Annotated in this window: 18 protein-coding genes; 13 read left to right on the top strand and 5 right to left on the bottom strand. The window is 64.9% G+C overall.

The annotated features are described in order from the left end of the window. Nucleotides 1-16: 16 nt before the first annotated feature. Nucleotides 17-6550: a type I polyketide synthase gene (locus tag ACIA76_RS29690; RefSeq protein WP_397156388.1), complete on the bottom strand. Its 6534-nt coding sequence runs from the start codon at nt 6548-6550 to the stop codon at nt 17-19. Nucleotides 6551-7298: 748 nt separating this feature from the next. Here ACIA76_RS29690 and ACIA76_RS29685 point away from each other — a divergent pair. Then, on the top strand, nt 7299-7994 hold the full coding sequence (locus tag ACIA76_RS29685) for an LppX_LprAFG lipoprotein (RefSeq protein ID WP_397156386.1): 696 nt from the start codon (nt 7299-7301) through the stop codon (nt 7992-7994). Nucleotides 7995-8009: 15 nt separating this feature from the next. Here ACIA76_RS29685 and ACIA76_RS29680 read toward each other — a convergent pair whose 3' ends face one another. Genes ACIA76_RS29680 through ACIA76_RS29665 form a run of 4 tightly spaced genes read right to left on the bottom strand, consistent with a single transcriptional unit; the run spans nt 8010 to nt 9805 of the window. Next, nucleotides 8010-8444 carry a 3-hydroxyacyl-ACP dehydratase FabZ family protein gene (locus tag ACIA76_RS29680; protein WP_397156384.1) on the bottom strand — a complete coding sequence of 145 codons (435 nt, stop codon included), beginning with the start codon at nt 8442-8444 and terminating at the stop codon, nt 8010-8012. A gap of 22 nt (nt 8445-8466) precedes the next feature. Further along, on the bottom strand, nt 8467-8919 hold the full coding sequence (locus ACIA76_RS29675) for a hypothetical protein (RefSeq protein ID WP_397156382.1): 453 nt from the start codon (nt 8917-8919) through the stop codon (nt 8467-8469). A 2-nt stretch (nt 8920-8921) separates the two neighbouring features. After that, complete coding sequence (locus ACIA76_RS29670; protein ID WP_397156380.1) at nt 8922-9563, bottom strand: hypothetical protein; 642 nt, start codon at nt 9561-9563, stop codon at nt 8922-8924. Continuing rightward, nucleotides 9560-9805, bottom strand: coding sequence for a hypothetical protein (locus tag ACIA76_RS29665; RefSeq protein WP_397156378.1), 246 nt, complete (start codon nt 9803-9805; stop codon nt 9560-9562). The genes ACIA76_RS29670 and ACIA76_RS29665 overlap by 4 nt, the downstream gene beginning before the upstream one ends. Nucleotides 9806-10084: 279 nt before the next feature. Here ACIA76_RS29665 and ACIA76_RS29660 point away from each other — a divergent pair, with 279 nt between their 5' ends. The 12 genes from ACIA76_RS29660 to ACIA76_RS29605 all read left to right on the top strand — a co-directional run bounded on the left by ACIA76_RS29660 (nt 10085) and on the right by ACIA76_RS29605 (nt 21202). Next, nucleotides 10085-10528 (top strand): SCP2 sterol-binding domain-containing protein, encoded by a 444-nt coding sequence (locus ACIA76_RS29660; RefSeq protein ID WP_397156376.1) that lies wholly within the window; start codon nt 10085-10087, stop codon nt 10526-10528. 375 nt (nt 10529-10903) lie between these two features. Next, a complete protein-coding gene (locus ACIA76_RS29655) occupies nt 10904-11155 on the top strand; it encodes an acyl carrier protein (RefSeq protein WP_397156374.1) in 252 nt (83 codons plus the stop codon). Nucleotides 11156-11201: 46 nt separating this feature from the next. After that, nucleotides 11202-12356 carry a beta-ketoacyl synthase N-terminal-like domain-containing protein gene (locus ACIA76_RS29650; RefSeq protein WP_397156372.1) on the top strand — a complete coding sequence of 385 codons (1155 nt, stop codon included), beginning with the start codon at nt 11202-11204 and terminating at the stop codon, nt 12354-12356. Beyond that, nucleotides 12353-13297: a hypothetical protein gene (locus ACIA76_RS29645; RefSeq protein ID WP_397156371.1), complete on the top strand. Its 945-nt coding sequence runs from the start codon at nt 12353-12355 to the stop codon at nt 13295-13297. Before ACIA76_RS29650 ends, ACIA76_RS29645 begins: the two co-directional genes overlap by 4 nt. Then, entirely contained in the window at nt 13294-15006 is a 1713-nt protein-coding gene (locus tag ACIA76_RS29640) for an FAD-dependent oxidoreductase (RefSeq protein ID WP_397156369.1), read from the top strand. The genes ACIA76_RS29645 and ACIA76_RS29640 overlap by 4 nt, the downstream gene beginning before the upstream one ends. Beyond that, the gene (locus tag ACIA76_RS29635) at nt 15003-15512 is read left to right on the top strand and encodes an SCP2 sterol-binding domain-containing protein (protein ID WP_397156367.1); all 510 of its coding nucleotides are present in this window, start codon (nt 15003-15005) and stop codon (nt 15510-15512) included. The genes ACIA76_RS29640 and ACIA76_RS29635 overlap by 4 nt, the downstream gene beginning before the upstream one ends. Then, a complete protein-coding gene (gene fabF / locus ACIA76_RS29630; protein WP_397156365.1) occupies nt 15509-16762 on the top strand; it encodes a beta-ketoacyl-ACP synthase II in 1254 nt (417 codons plus the stop codon). Before ACIA76_RS29635 ends, fabF begins: the two co-directional genes overlap by 4 nt. A 2-nt stretch (nt 16763-16764) precedes the next feature. Continuing rightward, nucleotides 16765-17238 carry a DUF3237 domain-containing protein gene (locus ACIA76_RS29625; protein ID WP_397156363.1) on the top strand — a complete coding sequence of 158 codons (474 nt, stop codon included), beginning with the start codon at nt 16765-16767 and terminating at the stop codon, nt 17236-17238. Nucleotides 17239-17245: 7 nt separating this feature from the next. After that, nucleotides 17246-18028, top strand: coding sequence for an ABC transporter ATP-binding protein (locus ACIA76_RS29620; RefSeq protein ID WP_397156361.1), 783 nt, complete (start codon nt 17246-17248; stop codon nt 18026-18028). A 3-nt stretch (nt 18029-18031) separates the two neighbouring features. Beyond that, entirely contained in the window at nt 18032-18769 is a 738-nt protein-coding gene (locus ACIA76_RS29615; RefSeq protein ID WP_397156356.1) for an ABC transporter permease, read from the top strand. A gap of 34 nt (nt 18770-18803) precedes the next feature. After that, nucleotides 18804-19799: a DUF1702 family protein gene (locus tag ACIA76_RS29610; protein ID WP_397156355.1), complete on the top strand. Its 996-nt coding sequence runs from the start codon at nt 18804-18806 to the stop codon at nt 19797-19799. Next, the gene (locus ACIA76_RS29605; RefSeq protein WP_397156353.1) at nt 19796-21202 is read left to right on the top strand and encodes an ABC1 kinase family protein; all 1407 of its coding nucleotides are present in this window, start codon (nt 19796-19798) and stop codon (nt 21200-21202) included. Before ACIA76_RS29610 ends, ACIA76_RS29605 begins: the two co-directional genes overlap by 4 nt. The last annotated feature ends 5 nt before the right edge of the window (nt 21203-21207 follow it).

The following is a 21207-nucleotide window of genomic DNA, read 5'->3' as shown; positions in this document are numbered from 1 at the left end:
CTGATGCTGGGTCGAGTCAGACAAGATCGGACGGAAATGCCTGGTCGATGAAGTCGAATATCTCATCGTCTGCCGCGGTTTCCAGATCGATGCCGGAATGGCTGTCGCCCTGCAGTTTTCGGATGATCTCGTTGAGTTTCTCCGTGACACGGGCGATATCGGAGCGCTCCAATTCGACTGCCGCACAGGCATTCGACAGGACCTCCGCGTGCGCGACGATCCGCGCCACCGCATCCTCGGCGGGCGCGATCTCCTCGCGGATATAGCCGGCCAACGCCGCCGGCGTCGGATAGTCGAAGACCACCGTCGTCGACAACTTCAATCCGGTCGAGCTCTTGAGCCGGTTCCGGAACTCCACCGCGCCCAGCGAATCGAAACCGATGTCCTTGAAGGCGAGATCGGCGCCGATGGCGTCCGCCGAATCGTGACCCAGCACCGCCGCCGCATGGGAACGCACCAGATCCAGCAGCGCCTTTTCCTGTTCGACCGGACTCAATCCGGCCAGACCGGCCACCAGCTTCGACGCCTGCTCGGAATCGGCGTCCGCGGCCCGGCGCATCGACCGCACCAGGCCACGCAGCACCGGCGACAGCAGATCCGAATCGACACTGTGCAACGCCGCTGTATCGATCCGAGACGCCACCATATACATCTGGCCCGATGCGATCGCCGCATCCAGCATCGCGACTCCGTCGTCGGTGGCGACCGGCACGAAACCACTCGCCCGCAGCCGCGCACGGTCGGTATCGGACAACTCGCCCGTCATGCCGGTCGCCTCCTCCCAGAGACCCCAGGCGATCGATGTGGCAGCCAGCCCTTGCCGACGCCGATTCGTCGCGAGCGCGTCCAGGAAGGAGTTCGCCGCCGCGTAATTCGACTGCCCCGGCGACCCGAATATCGCGGCGACCGAGGAGAAGGTGACGAATATGGCCAGGTCCAGTTCCCTGGTCGCCTCGTGCAAATGCCATGCCCCATCAACCTTGGGCGCGAGGACTTTCCGCACCCGCTCCGGGGTCAGACCGGTGAGCAGGCCGTCGTCCAGCACGCCGGCCGCGTGCACGACACCGGTCAGCGGATGGTCGGCATCGATACCGGCCATCAGCTCGCGCACCGCGTCGCCATCGGAGATATCGCAGGCCACCACGCGCACGGTGGCGCCCGACTCCGACAACTCGGCGACCAATTCCGGCGCCCCTTCGGCATTCATCCCGCGCCGGGAGGTGAGCACCAGATGCTCGACGCCGCGACCGGTGACCAGATGCCGTGCCACCACGGCGCCCAATCCGCCTGTGCCACCGGTGATCACGACGGTGCCATCGAGTTCCAGCGGCCGCGGAATGGTCAGTACGTTCTTGCCGATATGGCGTGCCTGCGAGAGGTACCGGAACGCCTCCGGGGCTCGTCGCACATCCCACCCCGTCACCGGAAGAGGTTGCAGCACACCGGATTCGAACAGAACGAGAAGTTCGGACAGAATCTCCTGCAGGCGCTGCGGCCCGGCCTCCATGAGCACGAAGCCGCGGTACGTCACGCCCGGATACGCCACCGCGATCTGTTCGGCGTCACGAACATCGGTGAGACCCATTTCGATGAACCGGCCACCACGCGGCAGCAACCGCAACGACGCGTCCACGAAATCACCGGCCAGCGAGTCCAATACGATATCGACACCACGGCCACCGGTCTGTTCCAGGAACTGTCGCTCGAACTCCAGCGTCCGCGAATTCCCGATATGCGCATCGTCGAAGCCGAGTTCCCGCAATACCGGCCATTTCGGAGCGGACGCCGTCGCATACAGCTCCGCACCCAAATGTCCGGCCAGCTGCACCGCGGCCATACCGACACCGCCGGTCGCGGCGTGGATCAGCAGGGACTCACCGGCCCGCAGACCGGCCAGATCCACCAGCGCGTAATACGCCGTCGCGAATACCACCGGTGCGGCCGCCGCCTGTTCGAAACTCCAGCCCGACGGCATGGCCACCACCGTGGCCTGATCGGCGACGACGGTGGATCCGACGCCGGTGAACAGGCCCATCACCCGATCACCCGGTCTGAAGCGGGTCACATCGGAGCCCACGGCCGATACGACACCCGCGCCTTCGCCACCGACCGGTGTGCCCTCGATCGGATACATGCCGAGGGTGATCAGCACATCGCGAAAGTTCATTCCCGCCGCGCGCAACGACACCTGGACTTGTTCCGGCTGTAGTTCCACGGCGTCCTCGGCGGATTCGAGCACCATATTGTCGCCGTCGAGCGTTCCCTTGCCCAGAATGCCGAGACGCCATGGTGACCCCGATTCGGCACGGTGCGCGCCGCTGGTGTGATCGGCGCCCGCGCGGGTCAGGCGGGGTACGAGAAATCCGCCGCGACGCAGGGCGGCCTGCGGCTCATCCGCGGCCAGCACCGCCGCGACCGCGGACCGCCGCTGGGAGAGCGTGATCTCCGCCGACACGCTGTCGCCCGGAGTATCCAGCAGGACAATCCGGCCGCTGTTCTCACTCTGCGCGCTGCGCAACAACCCCCACACCGCGGCGCTCGCGGCATCGACATCCTCACCACCGTCGACGGCGACCCCGCCCCGCGTCACCACCACTATCGAGGCCGACGCCGAATCCGGTTGGGCGAGAAGCCATTGCACCCGCTCCATGACGCCGACAACGCGTGAATGCGTATCGGAGATCACCGATCCCGACGATCCGGCCGGGCAGGTGAGCACGAGGGCATCGCGCCCGTTCTCGATCCACCGTTCCAGCCCCCAGCGCCCGGCGCCGTTGCTCGTGACCGTCGGATCCTCGAGGACCGTCCATTCGCCGACCGGCCCGATCTCCGGATGCGGCGACGCCACCCAGTTCAGACCGAAGAGACCGTCGGCGATCGAGGAGCCTGGTCCGGTCAGCGCATCCATCGACATCGCCCGTACTGTCAGCGATTCCACGTGAGCGACCAGCCCACCCGCCGGATCGGCCAGCAGCAATTCCAACCGATCATCCGACTGCACCAGCCGCACCCGCAATGCCGACGCACCCACCGCCGACAGACGCACCCCTTCCCAGGCGAACGGCAACTTCACCGCGCCGACATCACCGGAGGGCAACGCACCCACCAACGACGTATGCAGCGCCGCATCCAGCAACGCCGGATGCAATCCGAACTTCGCCGCGTCCCCGACGGCCGTCTCCGGCAACACCACCTCGGCGAACAACTCAGCACCGCGCCGCCACATCGACCGCAATCCCCGGAAGACCGGCCCATAGCCGTACCCACCGGCCGCGAACGTTCCGTAGATATCGCCGATCTCCACCGGCGAAGCACCCACCGGCGGCCACACCTTCAGCTCATCGGACGAAATACCTTCTGCGAGAACCGAATCCACCACCCCAGTGGCATGGCAGGTCCACGCCCGGTCCTGCGCACCCGAGACCTCCGCCCGGGAATGAACCGTAATCTGCCACTGCCCCGATTCCCGCCCGCCCGACACCCGCACCTGTATCTGCACCGCGCCCCGCTCCGGAATCACCAGTGGCGCGGCCAATACCAATTCGCCCACCCGCGACGCGCCCACGACACTCGCGGCGAACAACGCCAACTCCACGAATGCCGTTCCCGGCAACAGCACCCGCCCGCCGACCGCATGATCGGCCAACCACGGATGCGACGACAAGGACAACCGACCTGTGAACAGGACACCATCGCTATCGGCCATCGGCACCACCGCGCCCAGCAACGGGTGCTCGGCAACCCCCAGACCCAGTTGACGTGGATCTCCGGAGCCCGCTCCCTCGAAGACCTGGTAGGTCTTGTGATCGAAGGCGTACGTGGGCAATTCGACAGACCGCGCACCGGTGCCGGCGAACAGCGTCGCCCACGCGATATGGGTGCCGCGCCCATGCGCCGTGGACACCGCCGACAGCAAGGACATGACTTCCGGACGCAACGCTCGCAGTGCGGCAACGGCGACGGACCCGTTCTCCGGATCGTCGACGTCTTCGGCGAGAGTCGTACCGACCAGACCGGTCAACGCCGCGGTCGGCCCGATCTCGAGGAACGTCGAACCCGCCTTCACCGCTTCGGCCGCGGCCGTTATACCGTCGGCGAATCGCACTGGCGCGCATACATGCGCGACCCAGTAGCCGGGATCGCGCAATTGCCCCGGCGTCGCGATTCGGCCGGTCACATTCGACACCACGGGCAGCGTCGGCTCGGCGTAGGTCAATTCGGCGCAGACAGAGGCGAATTCGGCCAGCATCGGATCCATCAGCGGCGAATGGAAGGCGTGACTCACCCGCAGCCTGGCCGTCCTGACCCCGGTGGACTTGATAGCCGTGGCGATTTCCTCGACCGCCACCTCGACTCCCGAAATCACCACCGCTCCAGCGGAATTCACCGCCGCGATGCCGACCTCGGCCGCACGCCCGACCAGCAGCGGCGCGACGACATCTTCACCGGCGCCCACTGCGATCATCGCACCACCCTCGGGCAGCGCCGCCATCAGCGAGCCACGCGAGGCCACCAACTTCACGGCGTCGGGAAGCGTCCAGATACCGGCGGCACAGGCGGCGCCGATCTCACCGATCGAATGGCCGACCACGATGTCGGGCAGCACATCCCATGACCGAAGCAGTTCGAACAACGACATCTCGAACGCGAACAGCCCGGCCTGGGTGAAGTCGGTCCGGTTGAGCAGCGTCGCGTCGGCGCTGTCCGCATCGGCGAACACCACATCACGCAGTGAACGCCGCAGCAGCGGCTCGAACAAGTCGCAGATCTCATCGAATTTCGCGCGATAGACCGGGAACGCTTCATACAGTTCGCGTCCCATTCCCGACCGCTGTGAGCCCTGCCCAGAAAATACGAAGACGGTCTTGCCCTTGATCGCACCGGCGCCCACCACCACTCCGGGGGCCTCCGTCCCCTCGGCCACATTCGCCAGCCCCGCCACCAGTTCGTCGCGATCGCGCCCGAGTACCACCGCGCGATGGGAATGCAGAGCTCGCGATGTCACCAGGGATACACCGATGTCGACCGGATCCAGTTCGCCGTCGCGGCGCACCCGATCGAGCAGACGCTTCACCTGGCCGGTCAGCGAGTCCCGGCTCTTCGCCGACACCACCCACGGAATCAGTTGCGGCGCCACATGTTCCGTCGATTCCACCGGCTCGTCGACCGGGGCCTGTTCCAATATCACATGGGCATTCGTGCCGCTGATTCCGAACGACGACACCGCCGCCCGCCGCGGATGCTCGTTCGCCGGCCACTCCCGGACCTCGGTGACCAACTGCAACTGTCCGTCGTCCCACTCGACGTGCGGGCTCGGCGTGTCGGCGTGCAGGGTCGGTGGAACGATGCCCCGGCGCAACGCCTCGACGATCTTGATCACACCTGCCACACCGGCGGCCGCGAAGGTGTGACCGATATTCGACTTCACCGATCCCAGCAATAGCGGCGCACCGACACGCTCGCGGCCGTAGGTCGCCCGCAGGGCCGTGGCCTCGATCGGATCACCCAGTGGAGTGCCGGTGCCGTGCGCCTCCATCACATCGACCTCGCTCGGGGTCAGACGCGCGTCGGACAGCGCCGATCGGATAACCCGTTGCTGTGCAACACCATTGGGCGCCGTCAGGCCGTTGCTCGCGCCGTCCTGGTTCACAGCGGACCCACGAATCAGTGCCAGAATCCGACGACCGTTGCGCCTGGCCTCCGACAGCCGTTCGAGCAGCAGGACACCCACGCCTTCGGAGATGCTGAATCCGTCGGCCGTGTTCGCGAAGGGCTTGCAGCGGCCGTCCGGCGCCAGCGCGCCCAGCGCGCAGAACTCCACATACTCGGCGGGGCTGGCGATCACGGTCACCCCTCCGACCAGAGCCATCGAGGTCTCGCCGGTACGCAGGGACTGCACCGCCTGATGGAGGGCGACCAGCGACGAGGAACAGGCCGTATCCACCGTCACCGCGGGACCTTCCAACCCGAGGATGTAGGCGATACGACCGCTCGCGACACTGCCCGCACGGCCGGTGGCCAGCAGACCGTGGAATGCGGTCTTGTCGTCGGGGTCGGGCAGATGCATGGAGGGGATGACACCCGCGAAAACTCCGGTCGCGCTGCCTCGCACGGTTCCGGGGTCGATGCCGGCGTTCTCGAATGCTTCCCAAGCGACCTCGAGCAGCTGGCGCTGCTGCTGATCCATGGCGAGTGCTTCACGGGGCGAGATACCGAAGAAGGCGGCGTCGAAATCTCCTGGGCGGGACAGGAATCCACCGTGGCGGACATAAGTCGTACCTTTGTTCCCGCGATCGGGATCGTACGCCGACTCGACATCCCAGCCACGGTCGGACGGGAATTCGGAGATCAGATCTCGACCCTCGAGAGCCGCTCGAAAGAGGTCCTCGGAGTTCTCGACACCCCCGGGATACCGACAGGACATACCCACGATCGCAATGGGCTCATGGATGCGCGACTCCATATCCTGCACACGCTGTCGCGCCACGTTCAGATCGATCGCGGCCCGCTTGAGGTATTTGCGGAGATTGGATTCGGATTCGGTAGCCATTATTGTCAACCTTCCTGAACGCACGTCTGCACTAGGCGCGAGATATCGTTGCAGACGCCGCAGTTTCACTGCGATATACTCTTCCGCGCTCATTGAAAACGACCGGTGTGGACCGCTGGCGCTTCTGGCCTGCATTACATCGTGGGCAGCACGATCGGAGTCATACAATCGTCCGGAATCGCGGTCTACCGTGCCATTCTCAAATTCTGCTGGTCAGCCTGCCACGAGGAATCCGGGGTGGCCCGCTGATGTGCGCAGTGCACTCGAAATCCCTGGTCGGATGATGTGTGGAGGGGATGCGATGCTTCGTTACGTCGATATGAGATGTGTGATATGAGACGTGGTTTCAGCATCCACGGACATCCCCACTTCGCCAGACAGCACAGGGCTACACAGCTCCGGACCCGAAGGCGATTTCAGCGTTTTGGTCATACAGCTCCATACATAACACTGCATTAACGTTCGCTTGTCAACCCATTGGGACACATCACCATTCGCGGGTCTCGAACAGTTCACTCTGCACATCGAGAAACGAAATCGCCGCTGCCATCAGAGGAAATGATCGCATTATGACCATGCGATTATCCGAACGTGATCATCGCGTCGACGGGGTGACGTCCGGGTTATGTCAGCTCGTCGACACACTCGCGCGATACACCCGAACGCCGTTGGGCAGCAAGAGAATACGGCTACCGACTGTTCATCGGATCACCGGGTGCGCGCGGCCCCGAACCGTTATCATGAATAGGTGACTCGCCGTAGAACAGTCCCATCATTGGTTGCTATCGGTGTGGTATTGAGCGCAATAGCGGCATGCGGGGACGGGTCGGGTGGATTACCGGACCCGAATTTCCTGCTCCGTGGCGCCACTGCGGCCAGTGGCAGTCTCACCAGCGCACATGTGCAGATGACGACCTCGGGTCCAGTGCCGGGGCTGGCCGCTCGCACGTTGAGCGCGGACATTCGAGCGCCGAAAGGGGGTGTCGGCGGGGCGGCCGTGGGCACCGCGGAGATCGCGGGGCTCCGGTTCGACTTCGTCGAACAGGGCGGTCAGCTGTACTCACGCTCGGCTGACGGTAAATATGCTCCGGCACAACCACTTTCAGGAGTCGGTGAACTCCCCGAGCCATCTGTGATGCTGGACCCGGACCACGGGCTGGCACACATGCTGGCCGATATCGAGCATCCCGCGACCGAGGCACGCGAACAGTTCCACGGTGTGGAGGCGTTCCGGGTCACCGGTAACGTCAGCCGTGCCGATGCGCAGGCCTGGCTGCCGGGGCTGCGGCAGGACGCCGGGCTCACCATATGGTTCGCGACCGCCGGCCGACATCTTCCGGTGGGCACGCGGATGACCGTTCCGGGCGCATCGGGTGGCACCGTCACGATCGACTTCACGCTGTCGGATCTCAACAAGAAGGTGCAAGTGCCCGCGGTGAGCTGAGCACTGCCCCGGGGTTCAGGACCGCAACGTGAATGCGGCGATCGCCGCGGCGACCGTGCCCTCCACCGTCGCCTCGGCCTGCCACACCGTATCGCCCTCGCCCACCGAAGAACCCTCGCCCCCGAGCGCCGATACCGTCAGTTCGATCTGATCGCCCGGCACGACGAACCGCCGGAATCGAAGTCGCTTCGCATGCCTGAGCCGCAGGCCGGGGTTGTTCGCGGCCAGACGAGCCAGCGCGATGGCGCTTTCGATGAGCAGTACACCGGGCAGCACCGGATACCGAGGGAAATGGGTGGCGAAGTAGGGCAGCGTGCCCGCGACATTCAGATAGGCGGTCGCGCGTATATCGGGCTCCACATTGATGATGCGGTCGAACATCGGGGTGCCCATCGTCGCGGGCTGAACGGGCAGCGAACGCGAGTACTGTTCGGTGTCGAAGGTCGTCATCTGCGCTCCTCCAAATGCGGAATCAATCCAGTGGCCCGCGGCCGAGCAAGATCTCGGCCATCCGTGCCGTCTCCTGCGGATCATCGAGCCGATCGGCATCGATCAACGCGCACATGATGTTTCGCGCGATCAGTATCGGTTCACCGTCGACCTCGACCCGACCGTCCACTACCGCGGTTCGGTTCCGCGCCGATACGACATCGGCCGACATGCGCAGCACATCACCGGGAACCGCGTCCCGCAGCATCGTGACCTCTCCGACGCTGAGCAGGGCCGCGCGTTTGCGGTGCTCGGAGCTGAGCAGCACCAGCCAGGCGCCGGCCTGGCAGAGCGCCTCCAGCGCCAGCCCGAAGGGCACGACCGGCCCACCGCTCGACGGCTGCCAGTAGTCCTCGTAGACCGAGGTCGCCTTACGAGCGCGGATGTGCCGCATGGATTCCCACGCCTCGATCCGGTCGATCAGATGGAAGCGCATGCCTACCCCTCGGCCTCGCCCGCCGACATCGCGGTGCCGCGCAACTGTTCGGCCAAGGGCTCCGACACCATCCCCGCGATCCGGTCCGACATCGCGGGGTCGTTCGAATGACTTGCCAGCGTGACGATCTCGCCGGCATCGAGGGCACTCAGACAGCGGGTGAGCTGATCGTCGGAGGTGATCTCGATCAGTTCGCCCAGGGTCAGCCAGTCCTGCCGGTCGGCGAGCTCCCTGGCCACCGCGGCCGCCAGGGTGGCCGGCAATCCGGCGATGAGCGGGGCCGACCGGCGCAGATCGAGATATGCCGCGACCTGCGCCAGGAATGCCGCGGGTAATCGCTTCGCGACACCGAGTGCGCGCGAGGTCTCCATGGCTGTCGCCAAATGCGCGGTCATCAGCGGACTGTTGTTATGCGTCGCCACCTTCGCGGCGACGGGCGCGGGCAGCACCCTGGTCGCGGCGACGATCCGGCTGAACCCCGCGGTGGTGACCGCCCCGAAGAGATGATCGACGACCTGGTGCCGGAAAGTAGTGAGGTCCTCGGCGGAGACCTCGAGCAGATACTCGATGCGGGCGACCGGCACATCGAGTACGCGGGCCAGTCCGGCCAGCGCGATCATCCGGGCCGCAGCTGAATCCTTCACAGTCCCACTACCTTTCGGACCGCTCCACGCAGGAGGACCGGGATATTGTCCAAGGCGCCGACCGCGGCTTCGGTCAGCTTCTCGATGCGTGCCCGCGTCGCCAGCTCGATGAGTTCCGCCAGATCGTCGCGCTGCGCGGCATCGAGCCTCGAAATACCCTCTGCTACCGGATCTTCGATCAATGCGCTCAGCGCATCGGCGGTCGATGACGAGTCGTGGTTGCTCGAGTTCGTCGAGTTCATCAGGTCTCCAGGAGGATGAGAAGGACTGACGGCGAGCAGTCCAGAGCCTTGACCAGAAACGTTCGCGGGTAAGCGAACTGGAGAATTTATGCCGAACCAGCCCAGCTGGACAGCGATGATGCGCAGAGCATAACACGGCCACCGGCTTCCTACCCTGGACGTTGACCGCACTCGGACCCGAAACCTAGTCTGGGCGACGACGCCGGCGAACGCGGATCGTGACACTCATCACTCTCGCGCCCGGCATTCCCCCACCTCCGCGAATCCAGGAGAACCAGCATGTCGAAGACCGAAATTAACTCAGCCGCAACATCATCGGCCTCCTCGGAGTTCAACGAGATCATCCGCGGCATCGATGACAACGTGCTGGCCAACGCGATGACAGATCCGTTCAGCCGCGCGCTGGTGCTGCACGCGGTCTTCGCCGAGATGCCGCACCGAGTCATCGGGGAGCGGATCGAGAACGTCGAGGCGGTGGTGCGCTGGCAGATCGGCAACCCAGCAGCCATCTGGACCGTCATCATCGAAAACGGTTGCTGCACAGTGCATGAGGGGATTGCCGGAAGTCAGCCCACGGTGACGATGGAGATCGACATGGTCATGTTCCTGCGTTTGATCGCAGGTCAGGTCGGCGGAATGGCCCTGATGCTGAGTGGACGCTTACGCATCAAAGGCAATCTGATGACGGCGCGCAAGATCGAGGATTGGTTCGTGCGCAGCTAACACAACAACCCGGGGGAAACAGACCACCCCGTCGGATAAATGAATCTTAGCGGCCCGAACAAATTGACGATGCTGAGATCAACTCATAAGATGAGTTAAATCCAACCAATCAGACAGCTTGACCGAACGGGGTGGCCACCCGAACAGTCCAGCTAGAAGGACCATTCCACCGGCGGGGATAACGGCGTCTCCACCTCAGATTATCCAGAAATGACGTCGGGTCTCTCACAGATTATCCAGAAATTATGTCAGGATGATTCTCGTAATGTCAGAATGATTCTCTCGAGAGCTCTCACCAGAGCTGGGGGATCTTATATTCGAGCATCTGCTCGATCTTTCATGCCGTGACGCGGTATTCGAGGAAAATGGTGAATCATGTCAATCGACGTGTCAATTCGCGATGACATCGCAGACTTTCTGCTGGCACACTATGAAATCGATCTGGGCGAGGTACCGCCCGATGCGACAATGGAAGACATCGGCCTGGACTCGCTCGGCGTCCTATCGATCGCCGACCTCATCGAAACGAAGTACGGAATCTCCCTCGACGACGAGCGCATCGCGTCGGTGCGCACGTTCTCCGATCTGATCGGCCTGATTCGCATCAAGGTTTCCGAATCTGCCTGAGTGGTGCCGGCACATCGATTGGTTTCGAACGAAAGCGTGGATGTCAATGGACGCGTACATCACGGCAACCGGGCGTTTTCTCCCTGGTCAGCCGATCACCAATGACGAAATCGAGGAGTACATCGGAAAGGCTGGGCGCGCGTCGTCGGACCTGAAGGATCAGATTCTGCAGAACAGCGGCATCAAGACCAGGCACTACGCGATCGACAAGCAGCAGCAGACGATCTACTCGAACGCGGCCATGGCCGCGGCGGCGGTCCGCGACGCGGTGCAGCGTGCGGGCATAGCATCAGAGCAGGTCGAGCTGCTGGCAGCGGCCACGACACTGCCGGATCTGATGGGGCCGGGTCATGCCAGCATGGTGCACGGCGAACTCGGCTACCCGCCGATGGAGATCGTGACCGCGCACGGTATTTGCAGCTCCGGCATGATGGCGCTGAAGAATGCCTATCTCCAGGTAAAGGTCGGCGAGAAGCAGACCGCGTTGTCCGTGGCCAGCGAGTTGGCGTCGCGCGGATTCAAACATACGCGCTACCAAGAGATGAAGGCGATCACCGAAGACGGTTCGCTACCGATGGAGACCGCATTTCTGCGGTATATGCTCTCCGATGGCGCCGGCGCCGCGGTCGTCTCGAACGCACCAGCTCCCGATCGCCTCAGCCTGCGCATCGACTGGATTACGCTGACATCGTATGCGAACACCGAAAACGCATGCATGTACTTCGGCAGCAACAAGAACACGTGCGAAAAGACCTGGGGCGACTATCCGACCGCATCCGCGGCAGCCATCGACGGTGCACTCGCGCCACGGCAGAAACTGTCGCTGTTGCCGCATCTGGTCCGGGTGGGGATCGACGAGTACGAGCGTCTCGCCGACGCGGGGAAATTCGACCCCGACCAGGTGACCTGGTTCCCGGCACATTATTCCAGCGAGCGCATGAAGACGATGCTGATCGGCGAGCTCCGCCGTCGCGGCGTATCCGCGGGTCGTCCCGACGCGTGGTACAGCAATCTGACCACGGTCGGGAATATCGGAAGTGCGAGCATCTATGTGATACTCGACCAAATGCTGCGAGATAATCTTGTGCAGCCCGGCGAAACTCTCTTGTGCATGGTGCCGGAATCGGGGCGCTTCGCGATCTCGTTCATGCATCTGACCGCGGTCGCGGGCACTGACCGGCAGGCGAAAGCATCGGCATGAAGACATCGTCCGAAACCGAAATGCCCGGTAGTGCGGTTATCTTCGAGTACAGCCAGACCGGACAGCTGACGGAGACGGTGGACGCGCTGGTGGCGCCGCTGCGCGCCGCGGGCTGGCAGGTTCGACGGGTGCGTATCGAACTTGCCGCGCCCTATCCCTTCCCCTGGCCGATCACCCGGTTCTTCGGCGTATTCCCGGCATGCACGGATGAGCGGGCAGTCGCGGATCTCGCGCCTCCCTCGGCCGAAATGTACTCCAGCCCAGGAGAATTGGTCATTCTCGCCTACCAAGTGTGGTACTTGGCGCCGTCTCTGCCCGCGCGGGCACTGCTGCTGCGACATCGCGAGATCTTCGCCGGGCGGGATGTGCTGACGGTGGTCGCCTGCCGGAACATGTGGTACTCGGCGGTGGCGGAGACCAATCGCCATCTCGCGGTTGCCGGTGCGCGCGGTGTCGGCACCATCACCACCATCGACACTCGCGCCCAGTTCCTCACTCTGGTCACCACATTGCGCTGGCTGCTGCTCGGCCGCCGCGACGGCGCGCTGTTCGGCCGGGCCGGCGTCGGCGGCGACGAGCTGGCCCGGGTCGGCGCGCTCGGCATCGATATCGCGCGAACGAAGTCCCGCGACGAGATCGCCGCCGCGCTGCGCGCCGCCGACTCGGCACCGGTCGTTCCGATGCTGGCGGCTGCGGATATGTTGGCGGGCAAGGAATTTCGACGCTGGGGTGCGGTGATACGGCAGGCTTCGAGATTCGGTGCGGCGGCGCGGGTCACGACTCTGACCGGATTCGTCGGTTCGCTCGGGCTGGCGATCGCGGTGGGCTTTCCGATACTCGCCGCCGCGGAGCTGCTCGGTGGTTCGCGATTCGACCGGATCGTGCGGACGCGGCTCGCCGCATCGCTGCGCATGCCGGTCCCGGCCGGAGCCGCATCATGATCGCGCGGCGCCGCCAGGTCACGATAGTGGGCGGCGGCCCGGCCGGACTCGCGACCGCGCTCTGTCTGGCGCGCTGGGATATCGATGTGACGCTGCTGGAACGGCACAGCACGCCACCGCGGCATCCGCAGGCGACTCTGGTGAACACCCGGACGACGGAGGTGCTGCGCGGACTCGGCGTGCTCGACGTGGTGCTCGCGGTGAGCACCACGCTGGAACGTGCCACCCGAGTGCGGTTCCTGCACACGGTGGCCGGCATCGAGTTCGGACGTCTCGAACTGGTGGAGTCGACGGATAAGCTCATGCGACTGGGCAGACAGAGTCCGACACTTCCGGTGATCTGTCCACAGAGCCGGATGCAGTCGGTATTCGCCGAGCAGCTGTCCGAATGCGGCACCGTCGAGGTGATCACCGGCGCTCGGGTGACCGGGGCCGCGTCGACCTCGCGCGAGGTCGACCTCGCGTACACCACCGCGGACGGCGGTTCCCATCGACTCACCGCCGACTATCTCGTCCTCGCCGAGGGCATGCACGGCACGCTGCGTGAGATGGTCGGCATCGGCACGACCGCGGACCCGCCACTCGGGACACTGCTCGACATCCATTTCCGCGCCGACCTGGGTCCGCTGCTGCGCGGCACGGAAAGCGTGCTGTCGTGGATCATCAACAGCCGGGTCCGGGGCGTGCTGATCACGGTGTCGCCGGACTCCGGCGACTGGTTGCTCGAGGTTCCCCTCGATGCGACAACGCGATCCGATGCGAGCGAGCCGGACGCGGCGGCCGTGCTGCACGCCGCACTCGGCGCGGGTATCGATGCCGAGATCGTCGCCACTCGGACCTGGACCATGGGTTCGACCCGGGCGGACCGCTGGCGGGACGCGAGCGGTCGGGTGTTCGTGGTCGGCGACGCCGCCCATACCTTCCCGCCGACCGGCGGCTTCGGCATGAATACCGGTATCCAGGACGGACACAATCTGGCCTGGAAACTCGCGGGCGTGCTCGCCGGATGGGCCGGATCCGATCTGCTCGACAGCTATGAGGCCGAGCGCGCGCCGGTCGCGCGTTTCAACGCCGAGCAGAGCGAGCGCAACGCCCGTGCCATGCGGGAGTTCGGGGATCTCGCCGCGCCCCTGCTCGCCGCTGGAGATCCCGCGGACAGACATGTGGAGATCACCGCGGTCCTCGAGGCCGGAATCGAAGCGCAGCGTCCGCATTTCGATTACTATGGGCAGGCTCTCGGATTCCGCTATGGCGCGGCCACCGCCGTCGAGAGTGTGATCGACTATCGCCCACGTGCCGAAATCGGCTGTCGCGCACCGCATTACTGGCTTCGCGACGATACCGGTGAACTGGTGTCCACCCTCGATCTCGCCGATCATGTCTTCGCGCTGGTATGCGGCTGGGCCGCGGCGGAGGCGTGGGCCGACGCGGTCGGCTACGTCCATCTGATGAATACCGTTCCGGTCACCGCGGTGGCGGTGCGCACCGCGGACGCGGCCGCCCCCGCCCCACGAGGCGCGGCGCTGCTCACCGACCCGACCGGCGAGATGGTCACGGCATATGAGCTCACCGGACGTTCGGCGGTGCTGATTCGTCCCGACGGTCATATCGCGGCGGTATTGACCGGCGCCGATCCGTACAACGAACTCATCCACACCGTTATCGCAAGTACCACAACAGGTTCGACGACAATGGAGGTGCTCTCGTGAATTCCGAGGCGCTGGCCGAGGCGGTAACCATCGCGGCCGGATCAGGTAAGGCGAGCAGAGCTCAGATCGAGGATCTGCTCTCCGGGGAGCGCCCGCGCGTGCGCTCCGTTGTCGAGGTGTTGCCCGAAGCGGACCTGGTGTGGGCGTTGGGCACCGAGGTCGGCGAGCAGGCATTGCGCAATGCCTTCGAACTCATGCCGAGCTATTACGTACCCGGAAGTTTCGACAAGGATGTGACCGTCCGCTATCACGTCACGCGGCCGCCGGGCGAGACGATCAGCCAGGATGTGGTGTTCGGCCCGCAATCCTGCCGGATCGAAAACACCAGCGCCACACCGGATCTGAGTGTATTCCTGAGCGGCGTCGGCTTCGTGCGGGTCGCGACCGGATTGGCCAAAGGCATGGAACTGTTGATGCGTGGGGAGCTGAAGGTCCAGGGCGATGTTCAAGTCGCGATGAAGATGGAGACCTTCTTCGGATTGGCCCGGCCGGAGGCGAAGCGATGAGACCAGACGAACGCCACCGCGTCGCGATCACCGGAATCGGGATGGTCACTCCGCTCGGTATCGGTACCGAGAACACCTGGAAGCAGCTGATTTCCGGGGTGAGTGGAGTACGGGAGATCAGCTCGTTCGACGCATCGTTCAACCGGGTGCGGATCGCCGCCGAGATCCCCGACTTCGATCCGTCCCAATGGCTGGATTACAAGGATGCGCGACGCTTCGATCGGGTGGGACACCTTGCGGTGGCCGCCGCGGAGCTGGCCCTGTCCGACCAGGGCATCGAGGGCATCGACCGCGAGGAGATAGCGACCATCGTCGGCTGCGCGCTGGGTGGTGCGGGCACCGCGACCGAGAACATCGGGGCCCGCCTCGCCGGTAAAAACGCATCGCCGCTGTTCATTCCGATGACGATGGCCAACTTCGCCGCCTCCGCCGTGGCCTTCCGGTACAAGTTCGGCGGGCCGAGCTATGCGCCGCTCAGCGCCTGCTCGTCGTCGGCGGACGCGGTGGGACAGGGCTATCGGATGATCCGCGACGGCTATGCGTCGGCCTGTCTGGTCGGCGGCGCCGAGGCGGCGCTCATTCCGGTTGTGCTGTCGGGTTTCACGAGCATGCGCGCGCTGTCCAAACGCAATGACGACCCGGCGGGCGCCGCGCGTCCCTTCGCCGCCGACCGGGACGGCTTCGTTCTCGGCGAGGGCGCGGCCATGCTCCTGCTGGAACCGCTGGCATCGGCGCGCGCCCGCGGTGTCCACGTCTACGCCGAGGTATGCGGCTACGGCCAAGTGGTCGATACGCACCATGTGACCGCGCCGCGCGAGGACGGCGCCTGCGCGGCCAGGTCGATGACGCGCGCGATGCGGGAGGCCGGTATCGCCCCGGCCGACGTCGATTACATCAATGCCCACGGCACCGGAACCATGCTGTCCGATCCCGCGGAGACCCGGGCGGTACACCTCGCGTTCGGCGAGCACGCGCCGAATGTGCCGATCAGCTCGACCAAGTCGATGACCGGGCACATGCTGGGCGCCACCGGCGCCGTCGAGGCGGCCGTCTGCGCACTCGCGATCGACCGGGGGCAGATTCCGCCGACCATCAACTATTCCGTGCCCGACCCGGAATGTGATCTGGACTATGTCCCGAACGTCGCGCGCACGCAGCGGGTCGATGTCGCGCTCTCGAATTCCATTGCCTTCGGCGGTCACAACGTGACGCTCGCTTTCCGGCACGCCGACAACGACGACGAGGACTGAGCATGGAACTGACACTTATCGGCACTGTCACCGCGAATCTCAAGCCGCCCATCATGATCGGGCCCGGTCCCTATGGTGTTCGGATGTTCATCGAGATCCTCGACGGTGTCCTCGAGGGCGCGCCGGATGTGCCCGAGGTCGAGGCCTTCACCGGGAAGGTGCTGCCCGGTGGCGGCGACTGGGTGCTGATCGGCGCGGACGGCTGGGCCAGGTTGGACGTGCGGGTGCAATTCCAGACCGCCGACGGCGCGGCCATCTATGCCGAATTCCCCGGCCTGATCGAGATGAACGAGAAGGTGCAGCGCGCGTTCACCGAAGGCGGTGCAACGGAATTCGACGATCAGTACTTCCGGGTGACACCGCGACTGGAGACCGGTGATTCGGCGCTGGACTGGGTCAATCACACCCTCTTCCTCGGCGCGGGCCGGTTCATCGAGGGATTCGGACTCCAATACAACATGTTCCGAGTAGGTTGACCCAACCATGGCAGCAGCGAAATCTCAGGCCGTGGTCGTCGAAGATCTTGTGGTGGAACGTGGTTCACTTCCGGTATTGAGGGGGGTGTCGTTCACGGTGCCCGCGGGCAGCGTGATGGGCCTGCTCGGTCCGAGCGGCTGCGGGAAGACCACCCTGATCCGGTCCATCGTCGGAGTACAGCGAATCAAGTCGGGCACCGTGACGGTACTCGGAAAGCCCAGCGGTACCGCGTCGTTACGCGCGCAGGTCGGCTATGTGACGCAGTCTCCATCGGTGTACAGCGACCTGACGGTTCGACAGAACGTGCGCTACTTCGGTGCGGTGTACGGGGTTTCGCGGTCCGCGGTCGACGAGACGATCCGCGATGTCGGCCTGGCGGCATATCCGGACCGTTTGGTGGACAAGTTGTCGGGTGGTCAGCAGGCCCGAGTGTCACTGGCCTGTGCACTGGTCGCCAAACCCTCGGTGCTCGTCCTCGACGAGCCGACCGTGGGATTGGATCCGGTGCTGCGGCGTGACCTGTGGAACCACTTCCGGGAGCTGGCGGCCACCGGCACCACCCTGCTGGTGTCGAGTCATGTGATGGACGAGGCGGATCGATGCGATCGGTTGCTCTTGATGCGGGAAGGCCGGCTGCTGGCGGACGAGACTCCCGAGGAACTGCGCGAGGCGACCGGCGCGACGAATTTGGAGGATGCGTTCCTGGAGTTGGTTCTCGCCAGTGAACGGAAAGCAGACCAGGACGATCGGTCACCGGTCGCGAGGAACACCGATCGGATGGGGGCCTGACCGATGTCGATTCGTCTCACCGCGTGGACCGCATTGCGGGTGCTCAACCAGCTGCGCCACGACCGCCGCACCATCGGGCTCATCCTGGTGGTCCCGAGTGTGCTACTGACACTGCTGCGGTTCGTGTTCGACAATCGCCCCGATATCTTCGACCAGATCGGACTGCTGCTGCTCGGCATCTTTCCTTTCGTGTCGATGTTCCTCATCACCAGCGTGGCAATGCTGCGCGAGCGGGCGAGCGGCACCTTGGAGCGACTGCTGAGCATGCCTTTGCACAAGCTCGATCTGCTGCTCGGATACGGGATCGCATTCGCCGCGGTCGCCGTCGTCCAGGCGACCGTCGCCGCGACGGTCGCTTATCGACTGCTCGGGCTCGAAACCCAGGGGAAGATCGCGGTGGTGCTGATGATCGTGGTCTCGACCGCGATTCTCGGCTCCTCGACCGGGTTGTTCACCAGTGCGTTCGCCAGAACCGAGTTCCAGGCATTGCAATTCGCGCCTTCGGTGATCATTCCGCAACTGCTGTTGTGCGGCCTGTTCTGGCCACGCGAGGAAATGGCGGGACCGTTGCAGGCGGCCAGTAACGTTGTGCCACTGCGGTATGCGGCCGAGGCGTTGGGCGAGGTGGGAACCTATCCCCTGCCGACCACTCTGCTCTGGCGTGACCTTGCCGTCATTCTCACCTTCGGCATCACCTTGCTTGCCCTCGGCGCGATCACGCTGCGTCGCCGATCACAGTGATGCACAACGATATTCGATCAGATGAGGGAGTTCGATGGTCACCGCCCTGACAATCGCGAGGCACCTGGTGCCGACACCATCGATGAACGATATGAAATTCGCCGTCCGAGGGTTCCCCGTTGTCGCCAACGACGTCGGCAGGCGTTACGAAGGCGTATCCCGGGCGGTGCTGGAAGGTTTCGAATACGGCGCCGATATCGCCGATCCGGACCTGGTGGCACGGCGACTGGAATGGGTGGACCCGTACTACCGCAGCCTCGCCTACGAGGGTGCGGTGGCCGCGATGACAATGCGCGATCTGCTGATGTTCGGTCGTACCGCGCATGCCGAGGCCTTCGTCCGCGGCCACGGCGAACCGCATTCGCTGATGGCCTATGTCGGCTTCGGGCTGGTGATGTCGCGGATGCCGCGCTGGATGTGGGAGCGCGCACTGCCCCGATTCGATTCCAATCCGCTGGTCGGCAATCTGAGTTGGCTGGCGGTCGACGGTTACGCATTCGACCGCGCCTTCTTCGATCCGCGGCGCTGGATCCTCGGCCGGCGTCGAGCGCCACAGCGTCGATGGGAAGGGTTTCCCGAATACTTCCCCCGGGCCTTCGATCAAGGTATCGGCCGGGCGATTTCGTTCTATCACGGCGGTGATTTCGAGGCGATCGCGGCGACGGCAAATACCTTCGAGGCCGACCGACTCGGCGATGTGTGGAGCGGTATCGGCGCCGCGGCCGCCTATCTCGGCGGTCCGATCCGGCCCGAGTTGGAGAAGCTGATGCAGAGCGCGGGCATATACGCGCCGGAGTTGGCGGTCGGTGCGGTGATGGCGATCAAGGCCCGGCACTACTCCGGATTCGTACCCGGCAATACCGAACTGGCCGCGGAGGTCCTCTGCGGTGGCACCGTCGCCGAACTCGCGACGCTGGCCGAGACCGCCGCCGAACTACCCACCGAACCCCTCGAGATCCCCGCCTACGAGCTGTGGCGTCGCCGGATCCGTGACCAGTTCGCCGATCTCGCGGTCGGAGGACACCGATGAGCACACGACAACTGCCGCCCGAGGCATTCGCCATCGAGCGTCCCCGGTTGGACCGCTTCGGCGTGACCGAGGCGATTCGAATGGTCACCATCACGATCGTCGTGGGCGGCTGTGTCGGCCGTCGGCTTGCCGGGCATACGGTCGGGCTGCTCACCGGACGAGGGCGGGCGACCCTGCGAGAAGCGCTGGCCGAGGGCATCACCGACGCTTTCGAGCTGCTCGGCCCGATGTTCGTCAAACTGGGCCAGTTGATCGCATCGTCGGCCGGGGCCTTTCCCAAGGAGCTGTCCGACGCCTGCCTGCGTTGCCTCGACGATGTGCGGGCCTTTCCGGCGGCTCGGGCGCGGCGGATTATCGAGGCGGATCTGGGCCGGCCGATCGGCGAGATCTTCGCCGAATTCGACGACAAGCCCTTGTCCGCGGCCTCGGTTGCCCAGGTCCATGCCTGCGTACTCGCCGACGGACGCGAAGCGGTGGTCAAGGTACAGCGGCCGGCCATCGCGCGCCGGATGATCGTCGATCTGCGCACCGCATTGGTTCTGGCGAAACTGCTCGAGCGGCGGTCGGACGTGGCGCGGATCGCCAATGCCGTCGGTGTGGTGCGCGATCTGTACGAGGTGACCGTCGCGGAACTGAACTTTCTGGTCGAGGCCGATAACCAGAGCCGCATCGGCGCCGACCTCCGCGCGTTCGGCGATAACGCGGGAGTGGTTGTGCCCGAGGTCTATTGGGAGAACTGCGGGCGCCGGACGCTCTGTATGCAACGACTGCGCGGGGTCCCCTTGGACCGCTTCGAGGCCGTCCGCGCGGCACACGATGATCCGGAGATGCTGATTCGGCAATTGGTGAAGGTATGGCTCGAGGGCGTGACCGTACACGGCCGGTTTCACGGCGACGTCCATGCGGGCAACCTCTGGATGCTCGACGACGGCCGAGTCGCGATGCTCGACTTCGGCATTGTCGGGACGATGTCGCCGCCCTGGCGAGCCCTGGTGCGCGCGATGTTCTACGCAAGCGCCTTCGACGGCGACTTCACACCCGTGGCGACGGCCCTGCGCGAACTCGATCTCTTCGCCGAACAGAGCACCGACGACGTGGCGATCGGTGCCCAACTCGCCATCGTGCTGGGACCGATCCTGGCCGGCGAACTCGCCCAGCTGGATATGAAGATGATCACCTCCGGCCTGCTCGACTTCGGCAAGGACCGTGGCATCGCCGGACCCGAGCAACTCATCCTGATGGGCAAACAACTCGGCTATTTCGAGCGGTACGCGGTCGCGCTCGCACCGGACTGGCGAATCGGTCGCGATCTGTACCTGCTGCGCAACATCTTCCCCGAACAGGTCGCCGCGAGGACCGCGGAGCTCGGCATCCGCCTACCCGCGGATCGGCGGTCGGCCTGACCCCC

This window comes from Nocardia sp. NPDC051570 (assembly GCF_044454005.1).
Taxonomy (GTDB): Bacteria; Actinomycetota; Actinomycetes; order Mycobacteriales; family Mycobacteriaceae; genus Nocardia.
The sequence above is the reverse complement of the archived record's forward strand: the minus strand, read 5'-3'. Positions and strand labels throughout refer to the sequence as shown.

Coding starts and splice junctions, on each gene's coding strand:
- ACIA76_RS29690 (WP_397156388.1), bottom strand. CDS start 6,550: ATGGCTACCGAATCCGAATCCAATCTCCGCAAATACCTCAAGCGGGCC.
- ACIA76_RS29680 (WP_397156384.1), bottom strand. CDS start 8,444: ATGACGACCTTCGACACCGAACAGTACTCGCGTTCGCTGCCCGTTCAG.
- ACIA76_RS29675 (WP_397156382.1), bottom strand. CDS start 8,919: ATGCGCTTCCATCTGATCGACCGGATCGAGGCGTGGGAATCCATGCGG.
- ACIA76_RS29665 (WP_397156378.1), bottom strand. CDS start 9,805: ATGAACTCGACGAACTCGAGCAACCACGACTCGTCATCGACCGCCGAT.
- ACIA76_RS29660 (WP_397156376.1), top strand. CDS start 10,085: ATGTCGAAGACCGAAATTAACTCAGCCGCAACATCATCGGCCTCCTCG.
- ACIA76_RS29655 (WP_397156374.1), top strand. CDS start 10,904: ATGTCAATCGACGTGTCAATTCGCGATGACATCGCAGACTTTCTGCTG.
- ACIA76_RS29650 (WP_397156372.1), top strand. CDS start 11,202: ATGGACGCGTACATCACGGCAACCGGGCGTTTTCTCCCTGGTCAGCCG.
- ACIA76_RS29645 (WP_397156371.1), top strand. CDS start 12,353: ATGAAGACATCGTCCGAAACCGAAATGCCCGGTAGTGCGGTTATCTTC.
- ACIA76_RS29640 (WP_397156369.1), top strand. CDS start 13,294: ATGATCGCGCGGCGCCGCCAGGTCACGATAGTGGGCGGCGGCCCGGCC.
- fabF (WP_397156365.1), top strand. CDS start 15,509: ATGAGACCAGACGAACGCCACCGCGTCGCGATCACCGGAATCGGGATG.
- ACIA76_RS29625 (WP_397156363.1), top strand. CDS start 16,765: ATGGAACTGACACTTATCGGCACTGTCACCGCGAATCTCAAGCCGCCC.
- ACIA76_RS29620 (WP_397156361.1), top strand. CDS start 17,246: ATGGCAGCAGCGAAATCTCAGGCCGTGGTCGTCGAAGATCTTGTGGTG.
- ACIA76_RS29615 (WP_397156356.1), top strand. CDS start 18,032: ATGTCGATTCGTCTCACCGCGTGGACCGCATTGCGGGTGCTCAACCAG.
- ACIA76_RS29610 (WP_397156355.1), top strand. CDS start 18,804: ATGGTCACCGCCCTGACAATCGCGAGGCACCTGGTGCCGACACCATCG.
- ACIA76_RS29605 (WP_397156353.1), top strand. CDS start 19,796: ATGAGCACACGACAACTGCCGCCCGAGGCATTCGCCATCGAGCGTCCC.